General features: G+C 58.0%; 15 protein-coding genes and 1 tRNA gene. 4 read left to right on the top strand and 12 right to left on the bottom strand.

Going from position 1 to position 17,729, the window contains the following annotated elements:
• Window positions 1–8 precede the first annotated feature (8 nt).
• Window positions 9–533: a flagellar basal body-associated protein FliL gene (fliL, locus tag OO25_RS06535; RefSeq protein ID WP_040179049.1), complete on the bottom strand. Its 525-nt coding sequence runs from the start codon at window positions 531–533 to the stop codon at window positions 9–11.
• A gap of 118 nt (window positions 534–651) precedes the next feature.
• Here fliL and fliF point away from each other — a divergent pair, with 118 nt between their 5' ends.
• Genes fliF through fliP form a run of 4 tightly spaced genes read left to right on the top strand, consistent with a single transcriptional unit; the run spans window position 652 to window position 3,962 of the window.
• On the top strand, window positions 652–2,337 hold the full coding sequence (gene fliF, locus OO25_RS06530) for a flagellar basal-body MS-ring/collar protein FliF (RefSeq protein WP_040179191.1): 1,686 nt from the start codon (window positions 652–654) through the stop codon (window positions 2,335–2,337).
• The gene (locus OO25_RS06525) at window positions 2,337–2,933 is read left to right on the top strand and encodes a hypothetical protein (protein WP_040175043.1); all 597 of its coding nucleotides are present in this window, start codon (window positions 2,337–2,339) and stop codon (window positions 2,931–2,933) included. The genes fliF and OO25_RS06525 overlap by 1 nt, the downstream gene beginning before the upstream one ends.
• Window positions 2,926–3,222: a FliM/FliN family flagellar motor C-terminal domain-containing protein gene (locus OO25_RS06520; RefSeq protein ID WP_040175044.1), complete on the top strand. Its 297-nt coding sequence runs from the start codon at window positions 2,926–2,928 to the stop codon at window positions 3,220–3,222. The genes OO25_RS06525 and OO25_RS06520 overlap by 8 nt, the downstream gene beginning before the upstream one ends.
• Entirely contained in the window at window positions 3,219–3,962 is a 744-nt protein-coding gene (fliP, locus tag OO25_RS06515; RefSeq protein ID WP_040179048.1) for a flagellar type III secretion system pore protein FliP, read from the top strand. The genes OO25_RS06520 and fliP overlap by 4 nt, the downstream gene beginning before the upstream one ends.
• Window positions 3,963–4,399: 437 nt before the next feature.
• Here fliP and OO25_RS06510 read toward each other — a convergent pair whose 3' ends face one another.
• From OO25_RS06510 to OO25_RS06460, 11 genes are all read right to left on the bottom strand, one after another.
• Window positions 4,400–5,503 carry a flagellar basal body P-ring protein FlgI gene (locus OO25_RS06510; RefSeq protein WP_024098934.1) on the bottom strand — a complete coding sequence of 368 codons (1,104 nt, stop codon included), beginning with the start codon at window positions 5,501–5,503 and terminating at the stop codon, window positions 4,400–4,402.
• The gene (locus OO25_RS06505; RefSeq protein WP_040179047.1) at window positions 5,500–6,507 is read right to left on the bottom strand and encodes a flagellin; all 1,008 of its coding nucleotides are present in this window, start codon (window positions 6,505–6,507) and stop codon (window positions 5,500–5,502) included. The genes OO25_RS06510 and OO25_RS06505 overlap by 4 nt, the downstream gene beginning before the upstream one ends.
• Window positions 6,508–6,510: 3 nt before the next feature.
• Entirely contained in the window at window positions 6,511–7,959 is a 1,449-nt protein-coding gene (gene flgK, locus OO25_RS06500; RefSeq protein ID WP_024098932.1) for a flagellar hook-associated protein FlgK, read from the bottom strand.
• A gap of 48 nt (window positions 7,960–8,007) precedes the next feature.
• Window positions 8,008–9,330 (bottom strand): flagellar hook protein FlgE, encoded by a 1,323-nt coding sequence (locus OO25_RS06495; protein WP_082035087.1) that lies wholly within the window; start codon window positions 9,328–9,330, stop codon window positions 8,008–8,010.
• 102 nt (window positions 9,331–9,432) lie between these two features.
• Window positions 9,433–10,269, bottom strand: a complete 837-nt coding sequence (locus tag OO25_RS06490) for a flagellar motor protein MotB (protein ID WP_040175048.1) — start codon at window positions 10,267–10,269, stop codon at window positions 9,433–9,435.
• Between the two features lie 189 nt (window positions 10,270–10,458).
• The gene (locus OO25_RS06485; protein ID WP_040179045.1) at window positions 10,459–12,078 is read right to left on the bottom strand and encodes a long-chain-fatty-acid--CoA ligase; all 1,620 of its coding nucleotides are present in this window, start codon (window positions 12,076–12,078) and stop codon (window positions 10,459–10,461) included.
• 25 nt (window positions 12,079–12,103) lie between these two features.
• A complete protein-coding gene (locus tag OO25_RS06480) occupies window positions 12,104–13,720 on the bottom strand; it encodes a GMC family oxidoreductase (protein ID WP_040179044.1) in 1,617 nt (538 codons plus the stop codon).
• Between the two features lie 144 nt (window positions 13,721–13,864).
• Window positions 13,865–13,940, bottom strand: a tRNA-Thr gene (locus tag OO25_RS06475).
• A gap of 71 nt (window positions 13,941–14,011) precedes the next feature.
• Window positions 14,012–15,535 carry a heme biosynthesis protein HemY gene (locus OO25_RS06470; RefSeq protein ID WP_040179042.1) on the bottom strand — a complete coding sequence of 508 codons (1,524 nt, stop codon included), beginning with the start codon at window positions 15,533–15,535 and terminating at the stop codon, window positions 14,012–14,014.
• 10 nt (window positions 15,536–15,545) lie between these two features.
• The gene (locus tag OO25_RS06465) at window positions 15,546–16,928 is read right to left on the bottom strand and encodes a COG4223 family protein (RefSeq protein WP_040179040.1); all 1,383 of its coding nucleotides are present in this window, start codon (window positions 16,926–16,928) and stop codon (window positions 15,546–15,548) included.
• Window positions 16,929–16,957: 29 nt separating this feature from the next.
• Window positions 16,958–17,725 carry a uroporphyrinogen-III synthase gene (locus OO25_RS06460; RefSeq protein WP_040179038.1) on the bottom strand — a complete coding sequence of 256 codons (768 nt, stop codon included), beginning with the start codon at window positions 17,723–17,725 and terminating at the stop codon, window positions 16,958–16,960.
• Between the last annotated feature and the right edge of the window lie 4 nt (window positions 17,726–17,729).

The raw sequence follows: 17,729 nt of genomic DNA, 5'->3' as shown, positions 1-17,729 counted from the left end.
CCGTTCTCCTAGTTCAATACGAAGTCCATAATCAGCAGATCACGCACCCGGCCCTGGCCAGCCGCAATATTGATCCGCCGCAGCATCTGTGCGCGCAGTTTGGGCAGGGCCATTGGATCGGTCAGATCCTCCAGCTCCAGTGCCCTGAGATAACTGTTGAGAACATCGACAATCCGCGGAAGGATTTTCTCGACCTCGGCCTGATGGGCGAGATCAACCTCCAGCTGAGAGCGGAATCGAAGGTGCTTTAGACCACTTGCCTTGCGCAAACTGATCACAATCGGTTCCATTTCGATAAAAGCGAGATTGGCGATATCTTCCGCCGACTCACCATTGTCCACGCCTTCTGGCGCCACTTCGGTCGCATCCACCCCTTCTGGGGCTGCGCTCTGACCAAAGGGAAGAAGGCCTGACTGGACAGCGAAGAATCCCCCACCGGCTCCAACAAGTGCAAGGACAACCCCGACAATAAGGGGCAACTTGCTCTTCTTGGCCGGGGCGTCCTGTTCTGTGTCTACTACAGCGTCTGTCATGACTATCCCTAATACGTCGTGCCTCATCTTCTTAGCTGGCGGACACTAACCGAATGTTAAGGGCAATCCGGCAAAAGGGTTGCACATCGGACAGAACGCCGATGCTACGGAGGTTAATGTGCAGCAGATCAAGAATGTCTGGGCAGGTTTGGACACGCGAAAGCGCCTGATTGCCGTGGGGGCCACGGTGATCGTGATTCTCAGCGTCCTGGCGATGTCCCGTGTGGCGAATACGCCCACGATGCAATTACTATATGCCGGGCTGGAAAGCGGTTCGGCTGGGGATGTAGTGCGCGCGCTGGAACAGCGCGGCACCGAATATGAAGTGCGCGGCGGATCAATTTATGTTCCGGCTTCGGCACGCGACGAACTCCGCATGACGCTGGCGAGCGAAGGCCTGCCTGCAAACGGCGGGCGCGGTTACGAACTACTTGATTCGCTCAGCGGGTTCGGGACCACATCGCAAATGTTTGATGCCGCCTACTGGCGCGCAAAGGAAGGGGAGCTGGCCCGTACCATCGTGGCCAGCCCGCATGTGACCCAGGCCCGGGTCCATATCGCAAATACCGGATCAAATCCGTTTCAACGTACGGCTGAACCGACTGCCTCTGTGTCGGTTGTGCCGATGGGCTCGCCCATCACGCCCGCGCAGGCCAATGCGATTCGCTTTCTGATTTCCTCGGCTGTGACAGGTCTGGCGGTGGAAAACGTAGCGGTGATTGATGCCAATGGCGCGCTGATCGGCTCTCCCGAGGCCGCTGCTGCTGTCGGCGCCGGAACCGATGATCGCTCGCAGTCGATTCGTGAACGGGTCATGCGGTTGGTCGAAGCGCGCGTTGGCCACGGCAATGCTGTGGTTGAGGTGAGCGTCGAAACCGTGACCGACACCGAGTCTATTCGCGAGAAACGCATTGATCCCGAAAGCCGTGTCGCCATCAGCACCGATGTGGAGGAACGTGCGGATTCTTCGCAAAATCAGTCGGGTGAGGTGACCGTAGCCTCCAATATACCCGATGGCGATGCCGCCTCGGGCGATGGGTCAAAGGCCAGTACCAGCGCAACCCGCGAACGGGTGAACTATGAAATATCCGAGACCGAAAAAGAAATCCTGCGTGGGCCTGGCGCGATCAAGCGTCTGACTGTCGCTGTACTGTTGAACGGTGTGCCGACGACAACAGCAACCGGTGAAACTGTTATGGTTCCACGGGCCGAGGAAGAGCTTGGCGCCCTCCGCGAATTGATCTCTGCTGCGGTAGGATTCAGTGAGAAACGTGGTGATGTTATCACACTGAAATCGATGGAAATGCCCACAGTAGAGCCACAAGGCACCGTGGTCAGCGCCTCCATCTTTGACAACGTCTATCTGGATGCGATGTCACTGATCCAGATGGCTGCTCTTGCTCTTGTCACTTTGATCCTCGGTCTCTTTGTCATTCGTCCCATTCTGTCGAACCCGAGCAGTGCTCCGGCACTCGGTGCACCGGTAGGCGACGCCATGGATGAGCTGCCCGCGCTTGGCGGTGGCGGTTTCATGGCCAACCCAAATCTGGGCGCTGACCTCGCGCTGGATGGCGAAATAGAGAACAACGATACCGGTCAGTTCGAACCCATGGGTGGCATGGGCATGGGCAGCGGTATGGGCATGGGAGACATGGGCGGAATGGGCGATATGGGTGGCTTGCCTGCGCTTGGAAGCGGTGGTGACAACCCTGTTGATCGCCTCCGCTCGATGATTGGCGAACGCCAGGAAGAAACCGTTCAGATCCTGCGCGGTTGGCTGGAAGAGAATGAGGAGAGAGCCTGATGACCATTGCCCATCTTCTTGAAGATTTTGCCATGGACACACCTGCGGTGCCGGTTGCAGAAGTCAGTGAAGAACTGCTGGAGGAGAAACGGCTGGAATCCTATGAAAAGGGCTACAGTGCGGGCTGGGACGACGCGGTAACGGCCAAGGACAAGGAGACCACACATGTTTCCTCCGAATTGGCCAACTCGCTCGAGGATCTTAGCTTCACCTTTCATGAGGCACAGACCCAACTGCTGGAATCTCTGGATCCGATGTTCAAGGTTCTGACCAGCGCAGTTCTTCCCGATGCCATGGCCGCCAGCTTTGGCCATCACATCGTCGATCAGCTGACGGATATGGCCAAGAGCCAGGCCGATCAGGCGATAAACATCGTTGTCTCACCTGGCGAGGGTGCAACGGTGCGCGCCCTATTGACGAAGAGCTTCACCGTTCCTGTACAGGTCCGGGAAGATGTCATGCTGTCGTCTGGTCAAGCCTATCTCAAAGTCGGTGGCATCGAGCGGGAGATCAACAGCTCAGCACTAATCAATTCTATACAGGACTCTATCGAGGCCTTCTCTTTCCACATCACAGAGGACAGCAAATATGGATAAGTCTGCTGAAATGAACAGGAAGTCTGGCGATGCAGGTAATCCATTTGTATCGGTACCGGTCGAGGTTGTCGTCTCTGTTGGCAAGGCAAGACCGTTGATCCGGGATCTGGTAAACCTTGGCGAGAACGCGATCCTGACACTCGACAAGCGGGTAGAAGATCCCGTGGATCTCTATGTTGGTGACCGGCTTGTCGCAAGGGGACAGCTGGAGGAATTGGAAGGCGAGCAGGCTGGTCAATTGGCCGTTCGACTGACCGAAATCGCGGATTTGCAAAGCGGTCTGGGATGACACGCACCGCCCTTTTTGCCGCCGTTCTGGCTGCCATGCTGGCCATCGGCCTGCCAGAGGCTGTGAGCGCGCAGGATCTCAACCTGTCCTTGGGCGATGGGCAGTCGATCTCAGCCCGCTCGATCCAGTTGATCCTGCTGATCACCGTCCTCAGCCTCGCTCCGGGGCTGTTGATTATGATCACCTGCTTCCCGTTTCTTGTCACCGTATTGTCGATTCTCCGGCAAGCTATTGGTTTGCAGCAGGCACCACCGAACATGCTGATGATCAGCCTTGCGCTGTTCCTCACCTATTTCGTCATGGAACCGGTTTTTACCGAAGCCTGGACCACCGGAATCAATCCACTGATTGAGGAACAACTGGATGTGGAAACCGGGCTCGAGCGTGCCTTGCAGCCGTTTCGAGTGTTCATGGCCGCGCGTCTTGACCCCGATACATTCTACGCGATTGCGGATCTGCGACCCGCCACTGCGGGTATAGACCCTACCGCTGAGGCCCCTTTGTCGACCCTGGTGTCGAGCTTTATGCTCTCGGAAATTGCCCGAGCCTTTCAGGTTGGCTTTCTGGTCTTCCTGCCGTTTCTGGTCATCGATCTGGTGGTTGCGGCAGTTCTGATGTCGATGGGGATGATGATGGTTCCGCCAGCTGTTGTGTCCATGCCCTTCAAACTGGCGTTTTTTGTTGTCGCCGACGGTTGGAGCCTTATAGCAAGCGCCTTGGTCCGCAGTTACTTCCCCTGAAACACACCCGTTTGCAGGAAGCCCCCTGCGAAACGCCCCGGTCACAACAGTGGCCGGGGCGTTTTGCATTGGCGCGACAAACGTGATCTCGACAGCTTCTCGACCTAACGCCATGCACCTCTCCCTCAGCGGCGTCTCTATCGGACGGTCAATCATGCGGCCACCAAAGGGGCTACATGCGCGCCGGACTAGCAGTTGAAACGAATACTCTGAATCCAGCACTCTGGTGTCCCCTTGTTCAAGTCAGACAAGAGGATCAGGCCAAGCTGAGATAGCTCCCGGCCGGGCATTAGATTCACCTTGTATCATGAAGCCGGTCAGGGTCGAAAAATAGCCAGGCAGTGAATGAACGTGGCGGCCCATAGCCCAAGCAAAAACCCCCGGAACGCTAAGGTCCGGGGGGTATATCTGCTTGAAGGTAGCTTTATGTCGACGCGCTACCGCACCACGAATTCAGCATGTAGCGCACCAGCCGCCTTCAGGCTCTTAAGGATATCAATCATATCCCGCGGCGACACTCCCAGCGCATTGAGACCCGCCACCACTTCCGACAACGATGTGGTTTCCGGGACCTCTGCCAGCTGAATGCCTTCTTCTTCTTCGATCGCAGCGCCAGTGCGCGGCACAATCACCGTTTCGCCGTCGGCGAATGGATTAGGCTGCACAACCAACGGTGTTTCCTCAATCCGCAAGGTCAGATTCCCCTGCGCGACGGCAACCCGCGAGATACGCACATCGCTGCCCATCACAATGGTACCAGAGCGTTGATCGACAACCACACGTGCCTTGCGCTGAGGTTCAACCAGAATATTCTCGATCCGCCCGACAGCATGGGCGGTGGAGCGGGTGTTCGTCCGCTGCACGTCGATCTCAACCGTCCCGGAATCACGCATCAGTGCCACGTTACGTCCAAATTCCGCGTTGATCGCGCGTTCGATGCGGCCAGCGGTGGTGAAATCAGGCTCGCGCAACGCAAGACGCATGGACGAGAGCGAGGACAGATCGAAGTCGATCTCACGCTCAACCCGCGCCCCAGAAGGGATGACACCAGCAGTGGGGACACCCTGTGTGACAGAGGCGCCCTCCCCCTCCGCGACGGCACCGCCTGCCAGAATGGTACCTTGGGCGACCGCATAGATCTGGCCATCTGCGGCATTCAACGGTGTCATGACCAGCGTCCCACCCAACAGGCTCTTTGAATCGCCGATCGCGGACACTGTCACATCAACGGTGCCGCCTACGCGAGCAAACGGCGGCAGCGTGGCGGTGACGAATACCGCAGCAACATTCTTGGGTCGAAACTGTTCGCCGGTCACATTGACGCCCAGCCGCTCCAGAATATTCGACATGATCTCTTCGGTGAAGGGGGAGTTCCGCAGACCATCACCTGTCCCGTTCAACCCTACGACCAGACCGTAGCCAACCAGATCGTTACCGCGCACACCATCAAACTCAACCAGATCTTTTAGCCTGATCGCATTGGCCTGAGCCATTGCCGGCAGCAGCAGTACAGCAAGAAGAACCCGAATGAACCGCATCATGACAGGAACCTCATCAGCGACAGCTGCGATGTGCGCGCGGTGACGGTGAACAGGCTTTCCAGTTGGAACTGCGCCTCATCCAGACGGGTGGATGTTTCATAGGGGTCAGCCTGAACAAGCTCATTGAAGACCAGGCTGAGGCTGGTCTGGGCGGCGCCATTGCGGGTCGCGGTCTCTTCAATGCGGCCCTCCACAAAACCCAGATCCGACTGCATCTGAATCAATTGGACCTGACTTTCGCGCAACTCAACTCCAGTGCTGCGCAACATCTCGAACTTCACATCTGAGGTGAGGCTGAGCCCTGGGTCATTAACCAAAGTTGCGATGGCAAGGCTCTGCAGAGTCTGTTTGAACGCATCGTCATTGGCCTTCAGAGAGACGGTGACCTCTTCTGTCGGACCGATTCTCACCGGATCCATCAGGTCCGACGCGCCCTGATACATAACCGCATCAAACCCAAGCGGATCGGCGAACCAATCTTTAACGGCCTGCACGATATCTGGCGCAGTGGTGAATGGCGTCACCTCCGTCACCAGTGCCGACATCAATGTGTTGATATCAGCAAGGGGTTGGGCCTCGGTATCTTTGCCGGAAAACAGGCTTCGGCCAGCGACTTCGCCATTCAGCGAGCGGATGGCTTCGGTCAGGTACACTTCAGCCTGCTTTGACAATTGCTGAGATGTTTCGTCATTCGGCGAGGTCGTGACTGAAAAAATATCGCCCGTGAGCTTGACCACATTGTCAGAAATCAATTCGATATTGTTCTGCATGGACGATGCAAACAGCGCTGCCTCGGTGTTTGCAACCTGAAACGATTTGAGGCGATCCAGGTTACGCTCAACATCCGAGAGATATGTCAGATCCCCCCCTAGTTTCTGTGTCAACTGCGAGGTTTTTCCCGAGCTCAGCTCCTGGGTCAGGGTTGAGATATCATTCTTCAGACCAACCGACCGATTGCGCAGGAACAAGTGTTGAGCCATATCCCCATAGGAATTCATAATCATTCGTTAAATCCTCAGAAGTGTTTCCATCAGCTCATCAACCACGGAAATCATCCGCGCATTGGCCTGATAGACTTTTTCGATCACAATAAGGTTCTGCAGCTCAGCATCACTGTCGACGCCCTGCGCCAACTCTCGCTGGTACATTTCGGTATAGGTTGCTGCCGCAAAGGCGACGTTCTGTTCGGCAGAATTTTCACTCTGCGCGAAGCGAGACAACAGGTTCGCACTCAGCGTGCTAGCATCCAGATTTGCCGTCCCCAGGCCGACGGATGACACCGTGCGCTTGGCGTCCAGAGCATCCGCATATCCGCGCAGCAGCGTCGCATCCCCGGCATTACCGGGCGAGGCTGCATTCAAGCCGTCGCGTAGCCGCCAGGTTTCGGCCTGCCCCTGCATGGCAATCTTGTCATTCAGCTCGATACGGTTGGCGATGCCGACTGTATTGACCGGATCGAAAAATGCACCCTGATCGGTGAAGATGCCAGGATCCGTTGCTGCCAAGGTTGGATCCAGCGCAGGATCTTGAAAGCGTTCGATAAGATCCTTTGCCATAGCGTCCAGATCTTCCTGCGCCTCGACGGTCAGGACATCGCGCACCTCAAATTGGGCGGCAAGTGTGCCGCCGCGGATAGGCCCACCGGGCCCTGTTGCGACATCAATACCATTGATCTGCAACCCAGAGAGCAGACCGTTGCCCAGCGTCATGTATGGCAGTGTATCGGCCTTACCGTCAAAACTCAGCTCAGCTGCTTGGCCGTCCAGCAGCACAGCGCCCCCTTCGGAGAACAGGGCAACCTGACCCCTGTCACGATTGACGACCTTGACCGGAATGATCTTGTTCACTTCGTCAATCAGCAGGTCTCGTTGATCCAGCAGCGACGCCGAATCAGACCCGGTTGATTGGCTGACCGCAATTTTTGCATTCAGTTTTTGAAGCTTTTCCAGTGACTGATTGACCGTATCGACTTGTACGTCAATTGCTCTGTCGGCAGCCGTGCGCTGATTGCGTAGACCCTCTGCCGCATCCGCAATCGACCGCACCAACTCTTCCGCTTGGATTGCGAGATCATTCAGCCGCGGTCCGGAATCGGGTCGCGAAATCACCTCGATCAGTCCGGAATCGAAATCCGTTAGTCGCTGCGTGATTGAATAGGGGTCGTCGGCGCTACCAACCAATTCGGTCATGCGACCAAAAAAAGCGGATTTCACCTCTGCAACGCCGACCTCTGAATTGGCAGAACGCACGCTGGATTGCAGCGCCGGATCGTTGATCCGCTGCACGTGACCGACCTTGACCCCGCTGAACCCGTCGCCGGCGCTGGTAAGCGCAAGGCTCCGGCGCGAATACCCCGGCGTCAGGACATTCGACAGGTTTTCGGAGACGACCGATGTCGAGCGACCAGCCGCCGTCAGTCCGGTCATTGCGGAATTGAGAGCACTTGTAATGGACATGGGTCATCCAGCCTTTGCGCGAATGTTAATCAGAAGGAAGGACGCCTATCAGCGCTTGATGTTGGTGGTTTCCTGCAACATCTCATCCACGGTCTGAATGACTTTTGCGTTAGACGAATAGGCCCGCTGGGTCTGAATCATATTGGTCAGCTCACCCGCCACATCCGTTGCGGATTCCTCGCGGGCATAGCCGAGGATGTCGCCTGTCGGACCTTCACCAGCATTCCACAGGAAATAGGAGCCACTTTCACTGGACGGCATATAGGTCTGTCGGTCCATGGCGATCATGCCATTCGGGTTCGGCAGGTCAACCAGTGGAACCTGATAAACCACGCGGCTGACACCGGTGTCGTAGTTGGCATGCACATAGCCGGCCTCATCAATCTCTACGCCGGTGAAGTTGCCGACCGGAGCCCCATCCTTGGAGATCGAGGCGGGGGCAAAGGTGTCCGACAATTGCGTCAACCCGTTGTCGTCACCCAGCGTGCCGATATTGATCTCCATCGGGCCACCAGCGACGTTTACAATGATGGAGCCCGTTGCCGGGTCATAGGGACCACCGGTCGTATCCGTGACTGCGTTCAGTGCGCCGCCTGACGTTCGGTTGTCATCGAAGGTCAGAGTGTACTCCCCGATCGGGGTCGCACCGGTCGCGGTATCGGTGATGATCATGGTCCATTCGTTCGACTCACCCGTTGCCGGAACAGTGGGCACAAATTCGATCTGCAGGCTCTCGGATTTACCCAGGTTGTCGTAGTATTCGATCGAAAGGTTCTCACTGGTGCCCGCCGCTGTGGATTCTGTCGCTGTCGCGGGCAGGTTCACACCTAGGGACATCTCGGTCGTCGGCTCTCCGGACAGTTTGTTCACATTGAACCGTACCGGCTCCAGCGCATCAGATGTGTCGCGCGCATAGGGTGGAATGGTACCATCAGATTGCGCAGGCCAGCCCATCAGAACCAGACCGGACTCAGTTGCCAGCAGGCCATCGGCATTGGTTCTGAACGACGCCGTGGTTGTCAGCATCATCTGAGGGTTGGTGGCGCCCGTCTCAACCTCGTTCATCGAGGTGACAGGCAGCATACCACGGCCTCGCACAGCAAGATCGGTTGCATTGCTGGTTGACACCAGCGGTCCCCGCTCGTCGATCAGGCGCACATTGGTCGTGCGCACACCTCCGGCCGAATAGGTGCCGCCAGAGGAGCTCATAACCATCGAATGGAAATCCGTCTGAACGCGCTTGTAGCCGGCGGTCGAGGAATTCGCGATATTGTCTGAAATGGAGGCCAGTCGGCTGGCATTCGCGGTAAGTCCGGCAACGCCGGCATTAAGCGAGGAAGAAATCGTCATGGATACGCCTTTCTGCTGCATCGAATCTTTCTTGATGCAACAGCTAGCCGATTGCCCATTAACGGGCGGCTAACAGATAAAATTGTCTGGTCTGTTGGCCGCCCATTCCTGGCGTTCTTGCGCTCATTTCCGCAAAAGGATGATTTCGACCCGATTGTTTCGCGCTGACATCGGGTTGTTATCCGTCAGTTTGCGGTCTGCATGGCCGGTCACACGGTGCATGCGTTTGGACTTGGTTCCACCTGATTCGAGCATCATTCGGGTGGCATCCGCCCGCGCGTGGGAGAGTTCCCAGACCGGATTATTCGCGACGACAACCGCATGAGATCTGATATGCCCGCCAATGGCGATGTTGTTTTCAACAACCCCTGTAACGCGCGATACCATCTTCACAATATCCCTGAACAGAAGCGTCGGTTCTGCGGTGCCGTCTTTGAACAGCGGTGATTCCTCAGTATCGAAGAGCTCGACAACCAACCCCTCATCCGTAACACGAGTAATGATATGTTGCGCCATTTCGATCGAGACCATGCTTTCACCGCCACGACCTTTTAGCTGTTCTTCCAGGGCGCGGAACTGCTCATCAGCGGCTTCACGCTCCTTATCCTGCTCGGTTCCCGAATCCCCTTTCGCCTGCTGCGCGTCGGTAGGATTAATATCAGTCGCACCAGTTCCGTTCTGAGGCTTGATCTCCTCAGTGAACATACTGTCACCGCTGAATGCCCCGTTTCCACCGCCCGAAACCCGGCTCAGCGGAATGGATGGCGAGAAGTAATCCGCCAGCCCTTTTCTCTGTTTTTCAGTCGTTGCGTTGAGCAGCCACATCAACATGAAGAACGCCATCATAGCCGTCACGAAGTCCGCATAGGCGACCTTCCAAGCTCCACCGTGGTGACCATCGCCACCACCTGACTTTTTCTTCTTGATGATAATGGGCGCCACATTTCCTTGTGCGCTCATAATCCACCACCTATTTTCACCCACTACTGGGATATCAGGCGGGGTCTTAAGCGGCCCTTAACAGATAAATTTGCCGGCAGTTATGATATCCGGCGCGCCTCAGCCGGGCTTATCACCTGCAAAATTTGCGCCCCATTAACAGGGACAGGCACCGCCACCGGGCAAAACACTCGATGACGGTACAGGATATCAGTAGTCCAGCAGGATGCCTTCGTATCTCTCACGGAGTGTATTCTTCTGAACCTTGCCGGTGCCGCCCAATGGCAGAGATTCGACAAAAACCACACGGTCGGGAATCTGCCAGCTGGCGACCTTGCCCTGATAATGTGCCAACAGATCAGCCTCAGTGACATCGGCAGACCGTTTCACAGCAATCACCACTGGTCGTTCGTCCCATTTGGGATGTTTCGCCGCAATTGCCGCCGCCTGAGCGACATCAGGGTGCGACATGGCGATATCTTCCAGCTCCACAGTGGAAATCCATTCGCCACCAGACTTGATGATATCCTTGGAGCGGTCGCGAATGATCATATAGCCGTCACCGTCAATTGTGGCGACATCGCCGGTATCAAACCATCCATCCTCTGTCAGGGCGGTTTCTCCGGCGCGGAAATAGCTGTCGATCACCCAATGTCCGCAGATCTGCAGGTTACCTTGGGTCTCGCCATCATGCGGCAAGATCGCGCCGCCATCGTCGACGATCCGCAGATCGATGCCATACATTGGTCGCCCCTGCCCTTCGCGCAGCTTGGCCTGGGCTTCGGCATCCAACTCATTGTGTTTCTGCAGCAGCTGGTTCAGCGTTCCAATGGGGCTGGTTTCCGTCATACCCCAGGCATGCACCAAATCGACGCCATATTTGTCTCGGAAGGTCGGGATCATGACTGTCGGCAGGGCAGACCCGCCCACAATCGTGCGTTCAAGGCTCTCGGCGGTGCAGCCGGTTTCCTCCAGCCCCTGCAACAAGCCCATCCAGATCGTCGGCACGCCCAGCGCCACAGTCACCTTTTCCGCATCAATCAACTTGGCCAGGCTCGCCCCATCAAGGTGCGGACCCGGCAGCACCAGCTTTGCCCCAACAGCTGCGGTCATATACGGCGTGCCCCAGGCATTCACGTGAAACATCGGCACCACCGCCAACACCGTATCCCGCGCCCGCAGGGCCAGACCATCGGGTTGATTACCACCAATCGTGTGCAGCACGCTGGTCCGGTGGGTGTATTCGACGCCCTTGGGGTTGCCGGTGGTGCCTGAGGTGTAGCACAGGCTAGAGGGCAGATTTTCATCCAGATCGGGCCAGTCATAATCGGCGGTCTCCGCATCCAGCAAATCATCGTAGAACAGCACACCCTCAATCTGCGCTGCGATATCGGCATCTTTCGATCCCATCACCACGATATGTTGCACAGTGGTGAACTGCGCGCGCAACTGCGCCACAGCCGGAACAAAGGTCGTGTCAATAAACAACACCTGATCCTCGGCATGGTTGATGATGTAGATCAGCTGCTCCGGCTTCAGACGCGGGTTAATCGTATGGCAGACATACCCGCCACCTGACACGCCAAAATAGATCTCAAGATGACGACGGTTGTTCCAGGCGATGGTGCCGCAACGGGCGCTTTGGACGATACCGAGGCGCCCCAGAGCCGCCGCAAGTTTACGGGCATTGGCATCGATGTCACCCCAGGTCACATGCTCGGTTTCACCCGACGTTTCAACCGAGGTGACCATCGTTGAGCTGTGGAAACGCCCCGCATGTTCTATCAGCGAGCCTATGGTCAGCTGTTTGTGCATCATCTTGCCAAGCATCGTCGTCTTCTCCGAAATTGAAATGTCAGTCGCGGGCCGAAGCACCGCGTATAATATCTGCGGCTTTTTCGGCGATCATAATGGTGGGGGCGTTGGTGTTGCCACCAATCAGTCGTGGCATGATCGACGCATCAACCACGCGCAGCCCCTGTAGCCCGTGCACCCGAAGCGAGGGATCAACCACCGACAGCGGATCGGTGCCCATCTTACAGGTGCCAACCGGATGATAAATCGTATCCGCCCGCGCACGAATGTGCTGCTCCAAGGCAGCGTCATCCGGCTCATCGTTTATGAACAATTCCTTGTCTGCGTAGCCCGCCAGTGGCTCTGCCGCCATGATCTGCCGCGTCTTGCGGACGCCCTTGATCAACACGGCCAGATCCTCTGGATCGGCAAGGAACTGCGGATCAATTCGAGGGGCAGCCTTGGGATCAGCGCTGTTGAGGCCAACAGAGCCGCGGGACTTCGGTCTCAGCACACAGATATGACAGCTGAACCCATGTCCCATGTGCAGCTTGCGCGCGTGGTCATCGACAATTGAGATGACGAAATGCAGCTGTATGTCAGCCCGTTCGTCATTGGGGTCGGTCTTTAGAAACGCGGCCCCTTCGGCAAACGGCGTGGCGATCATACCGCGCCCGGTCTTGCGCCAATTCCAGATATGGCGCAGCAGCGAAACACTGCCAGGCAAGGAGATACCAAAATTGTCCCGATCCCGCGACTTATAAGCCAGCGTGAAATCGAGGTGATCCTGCAGATTCTGGCCAACTCCCGGCAGTTCGTGCACCATATCGATCCCATGCGGGCGTATGTCTTCGGGACGGCCAACACCAGACAGTTGCAGCAGCTGGGGTGAATTGAACGCCCCACCGCTCAGGATCACTTCGCGGCGGGCACGCACCATATGCGCGCGACCACCCTGACTATAGTGCACCCCAACTGCCCGCTTGCCCTCAAACGCAACAGAGGACGCCTGCGCGCGGGTGATCACCGTCAAATTTGGCCGATCCATGACCGGATGCAGATAGGCCGCCGCAGCCGAGCACCGCTCGCCATTGCGATCATCCCGGTGGAACTGCGTCACCTGATAGTGGCCGATGCCTTCGTTATCGCCTGAGTTGAAATCCTCACGGTGCCGGATTTGGAGGGACTGCCCGGCCTTCACAAAGGCGTCTGTAATCGGGCGAGGCGATTTCTGATTGCTGACCTGAAGCGGACCAGCCGCGCCATGCAGCGCATCATCACCACGTTCGTTGTTCTCAGACTTTCGGAAATAGGGCAGCACCGATTGCCAGTCCCACCCCTCACACCCCAAGGCCGCCCACTCGTCATAATCTTTGGCATGGCCACGAATATAGAGCATGGCATTGATGGCGCTGGATCCACCCAACCCCTTGCCACGTGGCTGATAACCCCGCCGCCCGTTCAGACCCGGCTGCGGCACCGTCTCATAGGCCCAGTTATTGATCTTTGGGCGACCCGGCAGCATGGCAACAACCGCAGCCGGGGCCCGCACCAACAGACCGTCACCGCGCCCGCCGGCCTCCAGCAGGCAAACCGTCACATCGGGATCTTCACTCAGTCGGGACGCCAGCGTCGACCCCGCCGAGCCACCGCCAACGATCACATAGTCCGCCTCCATCACGACCTCCCCGCACACCTACATCAACAGCTCTCCCAGGCTGCCAGCAGATCAGCGCCGCTTTTGTGAGAACTGTCCACTCTGACGGTACGTCATCGCGCGGGCGGAGTGGGTGGACAAAAGTCGGTCTTGAAAAAGAGAAATTGGTGCCGCTGAAGGGACTCGAACCCCCGACCCCATCATTACGAATGACGTGCTCTACCATCTGAGCTACAGCGGCGACTGGTGCAGGTGAGCCCCGCAACGGTCTGTGCGGCGCGCTTTAGCATCGGCGCACCGCTTGGAAAAGATCTATTTCACGCTTTGGGTTTTGGGTTTCCCATCATCCGTGTCCGAGGCCTCGGGCAGTGTTTCGCCCATGTCGGACGCAGAAGTATCGTCCCCATCCAACAGCTCCACCTCTGGAATATCAGAGGCATCCGGGCCAGCTGCGCCTTCCGGCGTGCCGGTGATCAATGGCAGAACCTGCGCCCCTGTGGCACCAACAACCTCCGGTGCCTCCGGACGGCGCCAGCTGAGAGTATCAAAGCTGGCGCAGTTCTCGCAGACCGGCGCCCATTCTGCATGGATGTGGTTGCAGTTTCCACAGACCCACTGCGGCCCGCGTGGCGCATTCAGCGCCCGTGCCAGCCAGCCCTGGATCACCGCATCGCTGGCGCCCTCCCCCTTTTCGATCGCCGCCATCAGGGTCAACGCACGTGCGTCCGGTTCGCGTTCAACCAGATCGCCCAGCGCGCGGCGCGCCTCTGGGAAATCCTCAGCCACGATATGCAGTTCGGCCATCACCAAACGGGTCTCATCATGTTGCGGCGCAAGACGTGACAGCTGGGCAAACCGTTTCACCCGCTCCTGTGCAGTTTCAGTCGGCTCAACCTCTGCAAACGCGTGGGCCAGATCAGGGTGCGGCTGCGCCTCCCAGGCTTTCTTCAACACCCGGATTGCATACCGTTTCTTGTCCCGAGCCAGATAAGCCCGCGCCGCCATGGCTGCCGCCGGAACCAAATCAGGCGAAAGCCGGTTTGCTTCTATCGCCTGTTCCTGCTGCTCAACCGTCGCGCCCTCTTCAACGATCGCCTTGGAGGCCGACAGCGCCAGCACAGCATCGCGGCGTTTGTAGACATCACGTGGCAGGGTGCCGGTCTTCAGCTTGGTGCTCAGCGTCTTGCGGGCCCCGGCCCAGTCCTGCGCCCGTGCCTGAAGCGTCAGCAGGGTATCTTGCACCTCCTCATGCTTGGGCCGCAGGCTGAGCGCCTTCTCCGCCAGTTGGCGCGCGGTGTCGGTATCCCCTTCAGACAGCTTTTGCTTCATGATGCCTCGGACACCAACAAAGCGGGTCGACTGGTTGCTTACCAAGCGTTTGTACGCCTCGGCCGCCTTTTTTGTGTCCCCGGCCAGTTCCGCCGCCTGCGCGGTCAACAGATCCGTCAGTTCCGGCTTCTCCAGATATTTCTCCGCCCGCGCAGCCTTGGCCATCGCCAGGCGCCCCTCACCGGAGGCCAGCGCCATCAGGCCGTCAGAGAGCGCCTGATAGCCCTTCCGCTCGCGACCCTTGTCAAAATAGCGCGAAATCGCGGTTTCATCTCCATTGAGAAACCGCAGCGTCGCCAGCAACAATGACAACAGTTTGAACAGGACCCAGACTGCAAACACCAGAATGGCCAATGCGATTACCGACTGCAGCGCACTCAGGGTATATTCGGTACCGGCGACAGTGATCTGCACGCCTCCTGCCGTCTCCGTCAGCAAGGCAGCACCAAAGGCCAGCACCGCCACGATGGCGACAAATACGAGGATCTTCAACAACGACCAGAGCATGGCAGCTTCCTTATTTGGCGTTCAGGCTTTGGGCCAGTTCATTCACGGCAGCAACAGCGGCCAGACGGGCGCGCGCAGCGGCCTCCCAATCGGCCAACGGTGCACGGGCGGTTTCCGGCAGAGCTTGCAACTCAGTCAGGGCGCCTAGCAGATCGCCGCTCTGCACGGCGGCTTCGGCGCGCGAAAGCACCGCATCCGGGTCATCTCCATCACGCGGGGCGACCGAACGCGCGCCGAGCTGACGCCGCACATAGGCCGTAATGCCACCTGTTCCCTTGGTTTCCTGACGGGCCGAAGCCAGGGCCTCACGCGCAGCCGGGGCAAAACCATCACGCAGGCTGGCACGTGTGCTGACGCCTGCCTCTGCGGACCCGGTCAATGCCTCCGGTGCGATCACGCCAACGGCCTGCAACTCTTCGATCAACCCGCCAAAGCTGGTACCCGCATCAATCGACGACCGCAGCCGGGCGACGATTGTCTGGGCGCTTGCAATACGGGCGGCTTCGGCACTGGCAGCATCCATCGCCCGCGCCTCCTCGACCATCTTTTCCACTTCGGCGCGCTGTTCGGCGAGGCTGTCCTGCAGCTTGCTCAGCTCAGCCTCAAATGCGGCAACGGCGGCCGGGCTGGCAGCATCCGTGATGGGGCGGCTCTCCAGAGCATCCACACGGACCGCCAATGCCTCAATCGCCCCTGCCAATTCATCAGATCCAGTCGCCGTCTCACTGGACCGCAGGGAGGCAACCTCTTCTGTCAACGCATCGATCTGCTGCGTGAGCGGCGCGATATCCGGGGCATCGTCAGCGGCAACCCGCTCCTGCAGCTCCGCAATCTGAGCGCTGAGGCTTTTCTTCATCTGCTCAAGCGCGGCTGCATCGACGGGCGCTGAACTGCGCCAAGAGGGCGGCATAAAATCATTCAGCACATTCGACTGTCCCGCCACAAAGCCAAGCCCGGCGGCAACGACCCCCCCTAGGAGAGCGGCTCCAAAACCACCGCGTTTTTCGACAACACGTTCGACCTCATGGACCGGTGCCGCAGCAACAGGCGGGGTATCAACTGTTTGGTCCCCCGACGCATTTTCGGCAGTCTTGCCCTCAGCTGTCTCAATGGGATCGAGATCCGCGTCCCCGAGCGCCGGGTCGTCATCCGACACATTGGAGACTGCATCCTCTTCAGCAGGCGCGGGATCCGTGTTGTCCGGATCGGTCAAGTCCGCCACAGCAGCCGTATCGGAAGTCTCATCATCTTCAACACTCAAGCTGTCAGAGACCGCATCACCAGCAGTTGTGTCGTCGATATCCGGTTTGGAGACAGACGTCTGGCTCTCTTCTGCCTGCGTATCATCGGATGTTTTCTTGTCAGCCACGCCGACGTCCCCCTCGATTCTCAAAATCTCTTAACAGCAACTCAGCAATAAACTTACTGTGCCGATGGCCCACCCTCAACCCGCGCCAGACCAGCTGCGGCATCACGCACCAATGTACGCATTGCTGCCGCGGTTGGAGACTTACATATCTGTAAGCCCTTGCATTTCAAGCCTTTCAGAGGCTCTGCAACCGCCTTGCTGAATCCAATCAGATGCAGGCCTGCGCGATATGGCGCCAATTTGACAAATTGCTGAGCGGTCCGCGGTGAAAAAAGCGGCACGATCAGCGACGCTTGCGCATCCATCGCAATCCGCGCCTCGTCTTCATAGGGAAGCAAAACCTGATCATAAATCACCTGTTCCCGGCAATTGACCCCCACCAGGCGAAGCCGCTCGGCTATGTCGCCACGGCTATGGACGCCGCGCAAATGGATCAGCGGACCTGCAGGTGGAACCTCGGATAAGGTCTGCACCAACGCGTCCGCATCCTGACCACAGCAAATCGCGCGCCACCCTTTCGCCGCTGCGGCCTGCGTTGTGCGTTGCCCGACACAATAGGCGCTCTGCCCGGCAAACGGCGCAGTCGCATACCGCACCCCATTGGCAGATGAGAAGATCACATCCCCTGAAGAAAGCCCCTGTTCAGAGGCATCAGGTCGCGGGTTCAGCGGAGTTGTCCTGATCAACGGCGCGTAGATCACCTGCACAGTCGCTCGGGTCGAGGCGGGCAGATCTTCGACAAATCGCTCTGCCACCCCACGGGGGCGCGTCATCAATAGGCCGACCATCACACGCCCCTCGGGATTGTTCGCCACTGTCATAGGT

The sequence above is a fragment of the Phaeobacter sp. S60 genome (assembly GCF_000826845.1).
In the GTDB taxonomy this organism is placed as follows: Bacteria; Pseudomonadota; Alphaproteobacteria; order Rhodobacterales; family Rhodobacteraceae; genus Phaeobacter; species Phaeobacter piscinae.
This window is presented reverse-complemented; position numbering and strand designations above follow the sequence as displayed.